We start from the raw sequence: 13,604 nt of genomic DNA on the forward strand, positions 1-13,604 counted from the left end.
AAAGGCCCTATCCGCTTACGCCATGCCCAACGCCCGTTCTGCGCCTGCCTCGCGCCCGCCCGCCCCACACGGGGCGAAGGCGCCGCAGCGACGTGAACGCCGCAAAGAGGCTCGCCCGGGTGAGCTCCTGGCAGCGGCGCTGGCGCTGTTCGTTGAAAAGGGCTTTGCCGCCACACGGGTGGAAGAGGTAGCGGCGCGAGCTGGCGTGTCCAAGGGTACTCTGTTCCTCTATTTCCCAAGCAAGGAAGAGCTGTTCAAGGCGCTGGTGCGCCACACCATTTCGGGCCGCTTCACCGAGTGGAATGAAGAGCTCAATCATTTCACCGGCAGCAACGCCAGCCTGGTGCGTTACTGCATGCACTCCTGGTGGGAGCGCATCGGCATGACTGAGGCCGCAGGCATCAGCAAGCTGGTGATGAGCGAGGCTGGCACGTTTCCGCAGATCGCGGCCTTCTACCAGCAAGAGGTGATCGGCCCGGGCCACGACCTGCTCAAGCGGGTGTTGCAGCGCGGCGTGGATAGCGGCGAGTTCCGGCCCCTGAACATGGAGTACGCGGTCTACAGCCTGATCGCCCCCATGATTTTCCTGCTGATGTGGCAGCACTCGCTGGCGCCCTGCTGCCCAGCCAACCAGCAGATCGAGCCAGTGAGCTTCATCGACAGCCAGCTGGATTTGCTGCTCGGTGGCATGCTCGCGCCGGGCTCAACGCCCTCCCCAGCGGCCAAGGTCCCTAGGAACACCGTCCCCAAGTCCAAGTCTCGGATCAAGACACCATGAACGCCCCGACACGCCGCACCGCCTGGATCAAATGGTTGCTGCTCGTCCTGCTGGTACTCGGCATCGCCCTGGGCGTGGCGCGGGCACTGCAAAAGCGCGCCGCGCAGGCCGCCGCAGCCAACGCGGCAGCTCAGGCCTTGCACACCGCCCCGGTGTTTCAGCTGCTGCCGCAGGACGTGATCACGGTACAGTCGCTGGCGCTGGACCAGACCGTGGCCTTCTCGGGCTCGTTGCGCGCGGTGCAGACCGCGATGATCAAGGCGCGTGTGGCTGGCGAACTGCAAGGGCTGAACAAGCGAGAAGGAGACACTGTGCGCGCAGGCGAGGTGGTCGCGCGCATCGACAGCACTGAAGCGCAGGCGCGGGTGCGTCAGGCCGAGCAGCAAGCCGCCGCGGCCCAGGCTCAGGTGGCAATTGCTCAGCGAGGTTTCGACAACAACCAGGCACTGGTCAAACAAGGCTTCATCTCAGCCACGGCGCTGGACACGGCCAGCGGCAACCTGGCCGCCGCGCAGGCCAACCACCAGGCGGCGCTGGCCGCGCTTGACATCGCCCGAAAATCGCTCGGCGACACGGTGCTGAAATCGCCTCTGGCCGGGGAGGTCGCGGCGCGAATGGTGCAGAACGGTGAGCGTGTGGGCGTGGATGCGCGGGTGCTGGAGGTAGTAGACCTCTCGGTATTCGAGATCGAAGCCGCACTGGCACCCGCCGATGCCGCTCGGGTGCAGACCGGGCAGGCAGCACGCCTGCTGGTGGAGGGCCTAAGCACGCCAGTGGAGGCCACCGTGGCGCGCATCAACCCCAGCGTACAGACGGGCAGCCGCAGCGTGCTGATCTACCTGCGCGTGCGAGCCGCAGCGGGCATGCGCCAGGGCCTGTTTGTGCAGGGCGCGATCGTGACCGGAAGCCTCAATGCGCCGGCGGTGCCGCTGTCTTCGGTGCGCAACGACAAGCCCCAGCCTTACATCCAGGTGTTGCGCGATGGCGCCATTGCCCATGTGCCGGTGCCGCTGACGCGCCAGGCGCAGCACGATGGCGAGCCCATGGTGGTGATCGACGGCGTGAGCGCCGCGCCTGTGGGTGCCATCGTGTTGCGGGTTCAAGCCGGCTTGATCCGCGAGGGCACAGCCGTCACCCTGCTCGACGCGAGCGCGGCGGCTGTGAAGCCCGCGAACTGAGCGCCGCCCGCCATGTGGTTCACCCAGATCTCATTGCGCAACCCGGTCTTCGCGACCATGGTCATGCTCGCGCTGATGGTGCTGGGCGTGTTCTCCTATCAGCGGCTGCAGATCGACCAGTTCCCCAATATCGATTTCCCGGTAGTCGTAGTCACCACCGAGTACCCCGGCGCCTCGCCCGAGATCATCGAGTCGGAGGTAACGAAAAAGGTGGAGGAAGCGGTCAACGCCATCGCAGGCGTGAGCTCGATCAGCTCGCGCAGCTACGAGGGCCGCTCGGTGGTGATCATCGAGTTCCAGCTTTACGTGGATGGGCGCAAGGCGGCCGAGGACGTACGTGAAAAAGTCGCCATCCTGCGTCCAGCGTTCCGCGACGAGGTTAACGAGCCGCGGGTCTTGCGTTTCGACCCGGCGAGCCGCTCAGTATGGTCGGTGGCTGTGTTGCCGACCGAAGTCGATGGCAATTCGCCCTCAGCGGCTGAACTCACCACTTGGGCTGAGCAGACGCTCAAGAAGCGGCTGGAAAACGTGCGCGGCGTCGGCTCCGTGACGCTGGTGGGTGGTACGCGGCGTTCGGTCAACATCGACCTCGACCCCAGGGCTATGGAAGCACTGGGCGTAAACGCCGAGCAGATCGCCAACGCGGTGCGCACCGAAAACCAGGACCAGCCGGTCGGTACGCTCAAGACGGCCAACCGTGAGCGCGTTGTCCAAATGCTCTCCCGCCTGCAGAACCCGCAAGACTTCGGCGCCATCATCGTGGCGCGCCGCGGCGGCAGTCCGGTGCGGCTGGACCAAGTGGCGCAGGTGAGCGATGGCACCGAAGAGGTGGAGAACCTCGCGCTCTACAACGGCCAGCGCACGCTGCTGCTGCAGGTACAAAAGGCACAAGACGAAAACACGATTGCGGTGGTCGATGGGCTGAACGTTGCCCTCACCTCGTTGAAAGCCGACCTGCCTCCGGGCGTGAAGCTGGAGCCGATCGCTGACGGCTCGCGCCCCATTCGCGTCTCGGTGAACAACGTGCGCCAGACGCTGATCGAGGGTGCGGCGCTCACCGTGCTCATCGTTTTTCTGTTCCTGAACTCGTGGCGCTCCACCGTGATCACCGGCCTCACGCTACCGATCGCGCTGGTGGGCACGTTTTTTTTCATGAACCTGTTTGGCTTCACCATCAATATGATCACGCTGATGGCGCTCACGCTTTCGGTGGGTTTGCTGATCGATGACGCCATCGTGGTGCGCGAAAACATCGTGCGCCATGTGCAGATGGGCAAGACGCCGTACCAGGCGGCGATGGACGGCACGCAAGAAATTGGTCTGGCGGTGCTGGCGACCACTCTGTCGATCGTGGCGGTGTTCCTGCCCATCGGCTTCATGGGTGGCATCATCGGCAAGTTCTTCCACGAGTTCGGCATCACCATGGTGGCGGCAGTGCTGATCTCCATGTTTGTCAGCTTCACGCTCGACCCGATGCTCTCCAGCATCTGGCACGACCCGGAAATTGAAAAGCAGGGAAAACACACCGCACCGGCCAGCCTGTACGACAAGACAATTGGCCGCGTCACCGGCTGGTTTGACCGCGTGCAGGACGACCTGTCCGACACTTACCAGAGCGCGCTACGCTGGTCGCTCAGACACAAGCTGATCACCTTGCTGCTGGCGCTCGCCACCTTCGTCGGCAGCCTGTTTTTGGTGCCACTGTTGGGTACCGAATTTGTGCCCAAGGCCGATTTCTCGGAAACCTCGATCAGCTTCAACACCCCTGTGGGCTCGTCGCTGCAGGCTACCGAAGCAAAGGCGCGGCAGGTAGAAGAGGTGCTGCGCGAGTTCCCGGAGGTGCAGTACACGCTGACCACCATCAACACCGGCAACGCTCAGGGCAGCATGTACGCCAGTATCTATGTGCGCCTGACTGATCGCAAGAAACGCACGCTCAGCGTGGACGCGATGTCGGCCAAGCTGCGCGAGCGCCTTCGCAGCATCCCTGGCATTAGCGTGACCCATGTCGGCCTGCTCGACGCGGTGGGTGGCAACAAGCAGGTGGAATTTTCACTGCAAGGTGACGACCTGGCCGAATTGGAGCGCCTGACCAACCAGGTGATGGAGCGCATCCGCCCGATCGTGGGGCTGGTCGATCTGGACGCCAGCGTCAAGCCCGACAAGCCCACGGTGGACGTGCGGCTGCGGCGCGACATCGCGTCCGACGCCGGGCTCAACCCGGGCGCGGTGGCGAGCAACCTGCGCACCCTGGTAGCGGGGCAGACAGTGGGCAACTGGCGCGCGGCCGATGGCGAGAGCTACGATGTCAAGGTGCGGCTCGCGCCCGATCAGCGCGAGCGCACCAGCGATCTGGCGCAGCTGCCGCTGGTGGTGGGTGCCGCGCCCGACGGCTCGGCGCGGGTGGTTCGCCTCGCCCAGGTGGCCGAGGTGAGTGAAGGCACCGGGCCGAACCAGATCAACCGGCGCAACCTGAACCGCGAGGTGGCGATCAGCGCCAACGTGTTCGGCCGCTCCGCTGGCGAGGTCTCGGCAGCCATCCGGCAATCGCTCGACACCATGAGCTTCCCGCCCGGTTACCGCTACGAGTTCAGCGGCTCCACCAAGAACATGGCCGAGTCATTCGGCTACGCGCTCTCGGCGCTGGCGCTGGCCGTGATATTCATCTACATGATCCTGGCCAGCCAGTTCCAGAGCTTCCTGCAGCCACTCGCGCTCATGACCGCGCTGCCACTCACACTGATCGGCGTGGCCCTGGCGCTGCTGATGTTTGGTTCGACCATGAGCATGTTCTCGGTGATCGGCATCGTGCTGCTGATGGGGCTGGTGACCAAGAATGCGATTTTGCTGGTGGACTTTGCGATCCGCGCCCGCAACGGCCTGGATGGCGCTGCGCCACTCGACCGCGAAAGCGCGCTGCTGCTGGCGGCACGGGTACGGCTGAGACCCATTCTGATGACCACGCTGGCCATGGTGTTCGGCATGGTGCCGCTGGCCTTCGCCATCACCGAGGGCTCGGAACAGCGCGCTCCAATGGGCCAGGCGGTGATTGGCGGGGTGATCACCTCGTCGGTGCTGACGCTGGTGGTGGTGCCGGTGGTCTACTGCTACATGGACGACCTGGCCCATTGGTTGCGGCGGCTGTTCGGCGCCCGCCCGGCAAATCCCAGCCCGGCTGTCAGCGGTTCGGCGGGTGGTGCTCGCTAAAATGGGTCAACCTGGTTTAAGATACCCCCTGGAGTATTAAAGATGACATCCCCCACCCCAGTCGTGCCCGACGCCTTCGAGCAGGCGCGCTTCAATATGATCGAGCAGCAAATCCGCCCCTGGGAGGTGCTGGATGCCCGGGTGCTCACGCTGCTGGGCACCGTACGGCGGGAAGACTTCGTGCCGCCCGCGCACCGCGCCCTGGCGTTTGCCGACATGGAGCTGCCGCTGTCCCAGCCCGCCGTGGAAGGCCAAGTGATGCTGCCGCCTCGTGTCGAAGCCCGCTTACTGCAAGACCTGAACATTCAGCCGGGCGACAAGGTGCTGGAAGTGGGTGCCGGCAGCGGCTACATGGCGGCTCTGCTCGCCCACATGGCGCAGCGTGTGGTCTCGGTGGAGATTGATGAGGCGCTGGCGCGCACCGCCCGCGCCAACCTGCAACGAGCCGGCATTACCAACGCTGACGTGCGCGTGGCCGATGCCACGGCGCAGAATTTTGCCGCCTGTGCCAATGAAGCACCGTGGGACGTGATTTTGCTCAGTGGCTCGGTGGCTGAGATCCCCCCTGCCCTGCTGGCGCTGCTCGCGCCCGACGGCCGACTCGCCGCCATCACGGGCCATGAGCCGGTGATGCGTGCCACCATCGTTACCCGCACAGGCGAAGCCTCGTTCACCACCGCCCAACCGTGGGACACCACGGCGCCGCGGCTGCGCCACTTCCCCGAGCCGTCGCGCTTTCACTTCTGACACTGTACAACCTGCACCACAATGCAATCTATCCACCCCGCCCAGCTCGACGAGTGGCTTGAACAGGCCCGCCAGGCCGCACCCGGCAAAGCACCAGTGGTGCTGGACGTGCGTGAGCCCTGGGAGCTGCAGACCGCCTCGGTAAAACCTGACGGCTTCGAGCTGCTCGCCATGCCCATGCGCAGCGTGCCGGCTCGCTACCTCGAGCTCGACCGGCACCAGCCCATCGCCTGCCTGTGTCATCACGGCGCACGCAGCGCGCAGGTGGTGCACTTTCTCATGAACCAGGGGTTTGACCAGGTGGTCAACATCCACGGCGGCATCAACGCCTGGTCGCACGAACGCGATACGACCGTGCCGCGCTATTGAGGCCCTGAAGAAGCCGCTCCAAGGAAAGCCCATGAAACACCTCCACCCATCCATTGGCCAAGCCCGTTTACGCGGTCACGCCCTGAGCCGGCTGACCGCTGGCATCTGCCTGGCGCTGGGGGTCGGCGCGGTCCACGCACAAAGCCTGGTGGAACTGTACGAAGCAGCGCGCGGCTTCGACGCCACCTACCTGTCGGCCCGCTCCCAGTTCGACGCCAGCGTGGCCCGCGCCGAACAGGCCCGCGCCGGCCTGCTGCCGCAGGTGGGGCTGGGCGCAGGCGCCAGCTGGACCAATCGCGACAGCTCGGTGGCTGCGCTCGACGGTACCAGCAACAGCCAGAACGTCACGCTTTCGGCCAGCCAGCCCCTGTACCGCCCGGCCAACAAGATCATCAACGACCAGGGGCAACGCTCGGTGGAAGTGGCCAAGGTGCAGCTGCAGGCGGCTGAACAAGACCTGATCGTGCGCACTACGCAGGCGTATTTCGACGTGCTCGCTGCCGAAGACACGCTCACCTTTGTCAAGGCACAAAAAACCGCGGTGTCCGAACAACTGGCCGCCGCCAAACGCAATTTTGAGGTCGGCACGAGCACCATCACAGACTCGCGCGAGGCGCAGGCTCGCTTCGACCTCACCACGGCGCAAGAGATCGCCGCCGAAAACGATCTTCGCGTAAAAAAGCTGGCCCTTGATCAGCTGGTTGGCCAGAACGGCACTGCCCCCAAGCCTCTGGTGGCACCCGTCCAATTGCCACCGCTCTCACCCGCTGATCCGCAGGCGTGGGTCAGCCAGTCGGAAATACTCAGCCCCAATGTGTTGCAGGCGCAAAAGGGCCTGGAGATCGCGCAGCTCGAAACCCAGAAAGCCGAAGCGGGACACCTGCCCACACTGGACTTGGTGGGGCAGTACCAGATCGCTCGCGGGCCTTCAGGTTTCACCACGATCCCAGGCAACGTCCGCAACAACAACGCCACCGTCGGCCTGCAGTTCAACATGCCGCTGTTCGCCGGCTACGCCATCCAGAACCGAGTCAAGGAAACCCTGTCGCTGGAAGAAAAAGCCCGCGCCGACCTCGAAGCTGCCAAGCGCGCCGTAGCCCAGGCTACCCGCACTGCCTATTTCGGCGTGCTCTCAGGTCAAAGCCAGGTCAAAGCCCTTGAAGCTGCGGAGGCCTCCAGCCAGAGCGCTCTCGATGCCAACAAGCTCGGCTACCAAGTGGGCGTGCGAATCAACATTGACGTGCTCAACGCCCAGAGTCAGCTGTTCCAGACCAAACGCGATCTGGCCTTGGCACGCTACAACGTGCTGATCGGTGAGCTGAGGCTGCGGCAGGCGAGTGGACAGCTCACGGCTGACGACTTGCTCCCGGTGAATGCGCTGCTGGCACGTTAGGGCTTTCTGAAGAATGGGCCTTCTGAAATGGAAACTGGTCCGCGAGATCAACCGCATCAGGCAACAGCTGCGCGGCATCCCTGAGTTTTTCAGTGAGCCGGCTCAACGAAGGCAGCACGATGCGCAGCGCTCGGTGTTGCTGGAGCCCCAGCACGGCGATGTGGCGAAGAGAAAGAAGATTGCCCTGTTGCTTGTGTACCAACCCCAAGGGGTAGCAGACTCCACGCGGTGGACCTGCGAACACCTGGTGGCCAAAGGCTACTCGCCGCTCATCATCAGCAACGCCCCACTTTCTGCAGCTGACCGTCAAATGCTCGCGCCCTGGGTCTGGCGCATGGCCGAACGTCCCAATTTTGGCTATGACTTTGGTGGCTACCGAGACGGCATCTGGCTTCTACAGCAGTGGCAGATCGCCCCCGAGACACTGATCGTGCTCAACGACAGCATATGGTTTCCATTGACTGGCAACGAAACGCTCATCGATTGCATGGAAGGCAGTTCAGCAGACTTTGTCGGGGCGCTGCAGCTCGATCCTCTTCGCCAGGTTGAGGGTATCCCACGTAAAAAGCGCCCCTTCTTCGGATCTTTTTTCTTGATGTTCAAGCGCAATGCCTGGGAGCACTCGGCTTTCCGGATGTTCTGGAGTGGATACGAGAACACCAGCAACAAATACAAGACCATCCGACGGGGAGAGCGGGGTCTATCGCATGCGTTGATGGACGCTGGCGTTTCATACGAGGCCATTTACACGCGATCGGGACTGGATGCCTACCTTGGCCGACAATCCAACCATGCTTTGGTGCGGGTCTTGCAACAGTTAGTGACGATTGATGAGCGCCTGGAGACCCAGATCGCCGATGCGGTCATTCAGTTCGATTCCTCGCCAGAGTGGCGCAATAGAGCACTGGAACTCGCCATGGCCGCCACGGAAAAACAGAATATCCTCGCTACGGCGCCCATCGCCTCGCTCAGCGTCTTTGCTGTGCCATATCTCAAGAAATCCCGTGACTGGAACAACCTTAAGGCTTTGTACAAGGTGCGGGATGCCATGCTGGAAGGCAGCCTGCCGATCGCTCACGCATCCATCATGAATGACTTGAATGCGCTGCTGGACTGAGCGAGTTGCAGCAACCATGGCTCCGCAAAAATCGACCCGCAGGCAACTTGCAATGGCTCCGTCTGCGCCATCCGAACACGTGCTCTGTGTCTGCTTCCCTCGCCAGACCTGATCCAGAGTTCGCCCGATCTTGGGTGACACCTGTATTTCCCCTAGCCTCCAATGCTGTCCTCTGCATCTAACCCCAGCGCCTGGCCTCAGTGGCGAAACTTCACCGATCAGTGGTGTGGTTGGGCCGTGGTGGCCATGGTCTTTGCGGCGCCAATTTCTCGGTCACTCTTCATCGTGACGGGCTTGCTGTTTGCGCTCGGCTGGATGGTACAAGGCCAATTCCAGACGAAGGCGGCGCTCTTGGCCAAGCAGCCAGTCACAGCACCTTTGCTGCTTCTTGCTGGCATAGTTGTTTGCTGGTCTGTCTTCAGTCCTGCGCCATGGGACGCCATTTTGACCAGCCTGAAGGTCTACTCCAAGTTACTGTTGGTTCTGATGATTCTGTTCACATTGACTGAGGAACGCTGGCGAAACCGTGCGTGGTGGGCATTTGGAATCTCGATGAGCATCGTGGTGGCGTCGACCTATGCCAATGTGCTGCTTGATCTGCCATGGTCGAAGACACAAAACCAAGGGCTGGGTCAGGATCACAGTGTGTTCATTGAACATGTGTCACAAAGCGTGATGACCGCTGTGGCTGTCGCTTGGATACTCCAACATGCCACCACCTGCAAAACCTGGGCTGGCCGTTTTGCTTGGGGTAGCGCCGCCGTCTTGGCGTTTTGCAGCGTGCTGTTCCTGCTTGCAGGTCGCTCCGGTCTGGTGGCCATGGCTCTGGTCACAGTGGTGTTCATTGCCTTGGCCACACCCAAGTCTAAGCGTCTGCCAGTGACCCTGGCCGCTGGTCTGATCGGCCTTGCCGCCATGGTTTCCAGCCCCTTGATTAAAGACCGTATCCTTCTCGGATACCACGAGGTGATCAACTACCAGCCCTTTGAATTGACTTCACTGGGTGCACGCATCGATATGTGGCGCTTTGCCCTGGATCGAACACTGGACCAGCCCTTGTTGGGCAGCGGCATCGGCACCTACCACCAACAGGCAGCGAAGCACTTTGGGCACTGCACCTGGGTTTGCGACCATCCGCACAACCAGTACCTCTTCTTCGGTATGGAACTTGGCTTGCCTGGTTTGCTGGCGTTCGTTTGGCTGCTGTGGCGCATCGGTGCGGTCGCACACGCATCGCCCTTCCCCGAACGAGCAACGCTCTTCGCTTTCTTGCTGATTCTTGTGGTGGACAGCCTGATCAATGTGCCGTTTTGGTGGCGCGGACAGAGCTATTTCACCTACTCAATGCTCGGCCTTTTGCTCGCCAGCAATTCGCTGGAAAAGTCGACCGACAAGGGGCAAAGGCTCAAGGCTTGTGAGCCACCAGCTTGATGAAGTCTTGCCCGTGAGGTGTTCTATCCAGTGACTGCCGCAATTGCCTCGCTTGCGCCCGATCTTGTGAGCGTATCCGCTTGTTGCCGTTTGCGATGCGTGCAGACTCCCTGATGGTTTCCAGTTGCTGATCACACCTTGAATCCACCACAAAGCCCTGTTCCATCAAGAGACCACTCAACGTGGACTCAGAAAAGATCATGAGGTGTCGAGGTGCCTCCAGTCCACGCCAATAACGACCAAAGTGGAGGTGCACATCGCTGAGCGCGTTGGGCGTGGCCAAGATCAGAGTGCCTCCTGGCTTGAGTGCTGCAAACACCACGCGAAGCAAATCTCTGGGATCAAAGACGTGTTCGATGACATGCGAGCAGTGCACGCAGTCAAAGCTCGAAGGGGACTGAGAGAGACGCTCGTATCCACCATCCCCCACGCTCAAGCCCGCCGCCTGCGCCGCTCGCACCGCTTCTGGGTCCATTTCTAGACCCTCCGCCTTCCATCCCAGTTGCAAGGCCAGACTCAGCGTGGCGCCCGAACCGCAACCGACATCCATCAACCGGCCAGGCGGTAAATCAGCGAGCTCCTGCCACCCGAAGGGCAATGCGATTCGCTGCGCACGCTTCGCAATCGAGGACCTGAACAGCCGAGGCAAGTTGAGGCGCGGTTCGATGTTGCGATCAAATCGTTCAGACAAGCGCTCGTTCTTCCACCGTTGCCGCCAACTCTGGAACATCGAGTGTGTGCCTTGGCCTGAATGGGTGTAGTAGCTTGCATAGGCACGACCGATGGACTGTGGGGTAGGCCGCGGGTTCAGATACAAAGTCTCGCAAACAGTGCATCGCCAATAGTGCCAGTGGCCCGGCGCCGTGTTGAAGCTCCAGTCGGCAACACCTTCGTGTTGCAAGACCCCCTCCGCACTCGAACAAACCGGACAGGCCGAGACAACGTCCAAGTCCTCAATCGGCCATTCGGAAAACGTCTCGTGATTCAAAATCTTACGCCCCTGTAGCACTTAATAGAAATCCTCTCGAGGCTCCTGTGGCTATTTGCCAGCCACCTTGACAAAGCAGCCATGCCGCTGGATCACACCCAGCCTCGACTGCCATGGCCTACGTTGCAGTCTGACCAACAAACCATTGGAACAAACCATGTTAAGCAGCTCGGTAGATGCAGATGAGCCGTCAGGCATCGGCAAACACCTTTTGCAGCGTCCGGTCCCAGAAGGTGGCATCCGAAAGCACCGCGGCAAACTTATGCGCAGCGTCACCCGCACCGAAAGAAGAATCCAATTCGAACCTGACTTTCCACCGATCAATCAGGAAACGATCAATGATCGAGTGCTCATCGGCGCGACAACCGACCACCGACGGAGATTGGGCACGATTGGTCTGCCGCGTGCCCACATCCAAACTCGGTAGCCCGAGAAACGGCGCCTCCCGTACACCAGCACTGCTGTTCCCGACCATTACAGCAGCGTGTCGCATCAGCTCAGAGAAATAGGCGAATCGCATCGACGGTATCTGTCGAAACCGTTCCCTTGGCAGCTCGTCAATTACCGCAAAAATATCCTCCGTACCAGGGTCGTTGTTGGGCGAGATGACAATAAAGTTGCGTCCACTGGCCTCGAGACGATCGAATAGGGCGCGAGCCTGGGCTCCCATGGTGGCGACCTCGGAGGTCACCGGATGGAAGATCACGATGCCGTAATCATCAAATGGGATTTCGTAGCGCGCCTTGACCTCCTCGATGGTCACGCCAGATGGTTGGGCGTGGGTATCGAGTTCGGGTGAGCCGATGTTGTACACGCTGTCGGCGGACTCGCCCAGCGCCAGTACGCGAGCGCGCGCCGCCTCGGAGCTCACGAAATGCGTGGCGCACAGCTTGGTGTTGCAGTGGCGGATGCTCTCGTCAATGGTGCCCGACACCTCCCCTCCCTCGATGTGGGCCGAAGGAATGTACTTCATGGCGCAGACGATGGACGCTGCCAGTGCCTCGACACGGTCGCCGTGGATCACCACCAGGTCGGGCCGGTGTTCGTGCACGAAGTCGGAGAACCCGAGCAGCGTCTTGGACAGAATGAACTCCTGCGCGTCGCCCTCGCGCTGGTTCACGAACTCGAAGAACTCGGCACCAGGAAAACGCTTCACTTCCAACCGGGTTTCGCCGTAGCGTCGCATCATGTGCATCCCAGTGATGAAGAAGCTGATGGCGAAACCCGCCGATGCTGCAGCGGTGGCCAGAGGTTCGAGCTTGCCGAAGTCGGCTCGCGTGCCGGTGACGAACAGCAGCCGCTTGCCGGTGACGCGCTCCTTGTTGCTCTCGCCTTGCACTTCAGGCATTCGCCAGCGGCGTCACGCCGTCCAGATCGCTCCACAGCAACTGCTGGTTGCGCTTGACCGCGCGGGTCAGGCGCGCGCCCACCAGCCGGTCGAAATGTTGCACCGAAATCTCGCCCGAGCCGGGACGGCGCGCCCAGATATCGGTGGCGCCAACCACATGACCGGCGGGCAGATCCTTGTCGGCGACCATGGAGCCACGTGCGAAGCGGTAAACGTCTTCTTCGGGCCCGGTGCGCTGCTTGGGGTTGTGCAGCGCGGTGTGGATTTCGCGCGACCGGTCGATCAGGAACTTGAGTTCGGCGGGGTCCATGGAGCAGGAGATGTCCGGCCCCTTGCGGTAGCGCGTGTCGGTGAAATGGCGCTCCAGAATGCAGGCGCCCAGCGCCACCGAGGCCAGCGCCATCGACGGGCCAATGCTGTGGTCGGAGAAACCGATCACAGCGAGCGGGAAGGCTGCCCGCAGCTCGTTAATGCCTTGCAGGCTCACGATCTCGGGCGGCGAAGGGTAGAGATTGGTGCACTCCAGCAGCGCGTATTCGACACCCGCTTCGTCCAGCGCCTGCACCGAAGGCCGCATAGTCTCCACCGTCTGCATGCCGGTACTCATGATGATGGGCTTGCCAAATCCGGCGATGTGGCGGATCAGCGGCAGGTGGTTGCATTCGCCCGAACCGATCTTGTAGCCGGCCACGCCAATGTCATTCAGAAAATCGGCGGCAGCGCGTGAAAAAGGTGTGGAGATATAGATCATGCCGAGCGACTCGGCGTGCTTCTTGAGCGCGATCTCGTCGTCCTTGGACAGGGCGCAGCGCTCCATCACCTCCCAAATGGACACGTCCGCATTGGGCGGAAAGATCTGCTTGGCCTCGTCGGTCATTTCGTCGTCGACGAAATGCGTCTGGTGCTTGACCATTTCGCAGCCAGCGCTGTGCGCCGCACTGACCATGCCCTTGGCCACGTCCAGGCTACCGCCGTGGTTGATGCCGATCTCGGCGATCACCAGCGGCGGGTGCTGAGGACCAATTTCTCGGTGAGCGATTTTCATGGA

11 protein-coding genes are annotated in these 13,604 nt (G+C 62.0%); 8 read left to right on the forward strand and 3 right to left on the reverse strand.

The window, feature by feature from the left end; translation table 11 throughout:
- The first annotated feature begins 22 nt into the window (after positions 1–22).
- The 8 genes from GPT34_RS10015 (at position 23) to GPT34_RS10050 (ending at position 10,220) form a co-directional block, all read left to right on the forward strand.
- Positions 23–778: a TetR/AcrR family transcriptional regulator gene (locus tag GPT34_RS10015; protein ID WP_291011735.1), complete on the forward strand. Its 756-nt coding sequence runs from the start codon at positions 23–25 to the stop codon at positions 776–778.
- Positions 775–1,956, forward strand: a complete 1,182-nt coding sequence (locus GPT34_RS10020; protein WP_291011737.1) for an efflux RND transporter periplasmic adaptor subunit — start codon at positions 775–777, stop codon at positions 1,954–1,956. Before GPT34_RS10015 ends, GPT34_RS10020 begins: the two co-directional genes overlap by 4 nt.
- A 12-nt stretch (positions 1,957–1,968) precedes the next feature.
- Positions 1,969–5,163: an efflux RND transporter permease subunit gene (locus GPT34_RS10025; RefSeq protein WP_291011740.1), complete on the forward strand. Its 3,195-nt coding sequence runs from the start codon at positions 1,969–1,971 to the stop codon at positions 5,161–5,163.
- Between the two features lie 42 nt (positions 5,164–5,205).
- Positions 5,206–5,910, forward strand: a complete 705-nt coding sequence (locus GPT34_RS10030; protein ID WP_291011742.1) for a protein-L-isoaspartate O-methyltransferase — start codon at positions 5,206–5,208, stop codon at positions 5,908–5,910.
- Between the two features lie 21 nt (positions 5,911–5,931).
- Positions 5,932–6,279: a rhodanese-like domain-containing protein gene (locus GPT34_RS10035; protein WP_291011745.1), complete on the forward strand. Its 348-nt coding sequence runs from the start codon at positions 5,932–5,934 to the stop codon at positions 6,277–6,279.
- 31 nt (positions 6,280–6,310) lie between these two features.
- Entirely contained in the window at positions 6,311–7,672 is a 1,362-nt protein-coding gene (locus tag GPT34_RS10040) for a TolC family outer membrane protein (RefSeq protein WP_291011748.1), read from the forward strand.
- 13 nt (positions 7,673–7,685) lie between these two features.
- Positions 7,686–8,789 carry a rhamnan synthesis F family protein gene (locus tag GPT34_RS10045; protein WP_291011751.1) on the forward strand — a complete coding sequence of 368 codons (1,104 nt, stop codon included), beginning with the start codon at positions 7,686–7,688 and terminating at the stop codon, positions 8,787–8,789.
- A 162-nt stretch (positions 8,790–8,951) separates the two neighbouring features.
- Complete coding sequence (locus tag GPT34_RS10050; RefSeq protein ID WP_291011754.1) at positions 8,952–10,220, forward strand: O-antigen ligase family protein; 1,269 nt, start codon at positions 8,952–8,954, stop codon at positions 10,218–10,220.
- On the opposite strand, the gene GPT34_RS10055 is transcribed toward GPT34_RS10050, so the two are convergent.
- The 3 genes from GPT34_RS10055 to GPT34_RS10065 form a co-directional block, all read right to left on the reverse strand.
- A complete protein-coding gene (locus GPT34_RS10055) occupies positions 10,195–11,121 on the reverse strand; it encodes a class I SAM-dependent methyltransferase (protein WP_291011757.1) in 927 nt (308 codons plus the stop codon). The two genes, GPT34_RS10050 and GPT34_RS10055, sit on opposite strands and share 26 nt — an antisense overlap.
- 277 nt (positions 11,122–11,398) lie before the next feature.
- Positions 11,399–12,556, reverse strand: a complete 1,158-nt coding sequence (gene neuC, locus GPT34_RS10060) for a UDP-N-acetylglucosamine 2-epimerase (protein WP_291011759.1) — start codon at positions 12,554–12,556, stop codon at positions 11,399–11,401.
- A complete protein-coding gene (locus GPT34_RS10065) occupies positions 12,549–13,601 on the reverse strand; it encodes an N-acetylneuraminate synthase family protein (RefSeq protein WP_291011762.1) in 1,053 nt (350 codons plus the stop codon). The genes neuC and GPT34_RS10065 overlap by 8 nt, the downstream gene beginning before the upstream one ends.
- Positions 13,602–13,604 lie beyond the last annotated feature (3 nt).

The sequence above is a fragment of the Hydrogenophaga sp. genome (genome assembly GCF_011390835.1).
Taxonomy (GTDB): domain Bacteria; phylum Pseudomonadota; class Gammaproteobacteria; order Burkholderiales; family Burkholderiaceae_C; genus Hydrogenophaga.

Bases quoted from the DNA above. Each gene is read 5' to 3' on its own strand.
- GPT34_RS10045 (WP_291011751.1), top strand. From the start codon at position 7,686: ATGGGCCTTCTGAAATGGAAACTGGTCCGCGAGATCAACCGCATCAGG.
- GPT34_RS10020 (WP_291011737.1), top strand. From the start codon at position 775: ATGAACGCCCCGACACGCCGCACCGCCTGGATCAAATGGTTGCTGCTC.
- GPT34_RS10050 (WP_291011754.1), top strand. From the start codon at position 8,952: ATGCTGTCCTCTGCATCTAACCCCAGCGCCTGGCCTCAGTGGCGAAAC.
- GPT34_RS10065 (WP_291011762.1), bottom strand. From the start codon at position 13,601: ATGAAAATCGCTCACCGAGAAATTGGTCCTCAGCACCCGCCGCTGGTG.
- GPT34_RS10025 (WP_291011740.1), top strand. From the start codon at position 1,969: ATGTGGTTCACCCAGATCTCATTGCGCAACCCGGTCTTCGCGACCATG.
- neuC (WP_291011759.1), bottom strand. From the start codon at position 12,556: ATGCCTGAAGTGCAAGGCGAGAGCAACAAGGAGCGCGTCACCGGCAAG.
- GPT34_RS10040 (WP_291011748.1), top strand. From the start codon at position 6,311: ATGAAACACCTCCACCCATCCATTGGCCAAGCCCGTTTACGCGGTCAC.
- GPT34_RS10015 (WP_291011735.1), top strand. From the start codon at position 23: ATGCCCAACGCCCGTTCTGCGCCTGCCTCGCGCCCGCCCGCCCCACAC.
- GPT34_RS10030 (WP_291011742.1), top strand. From the start codon at position 5,206: ATGACATCCCCCACCCCAGTCGTGCCCGACGCCTTCGAGCAGGCGCGC.
- GPT34_RS10035 (WP_291011745.1), top strand. From the start codon at position 5,932: ATGCAATCTATCCACCCCGCCCAGCTCGACGAGTGGCTTGAACAGGCC.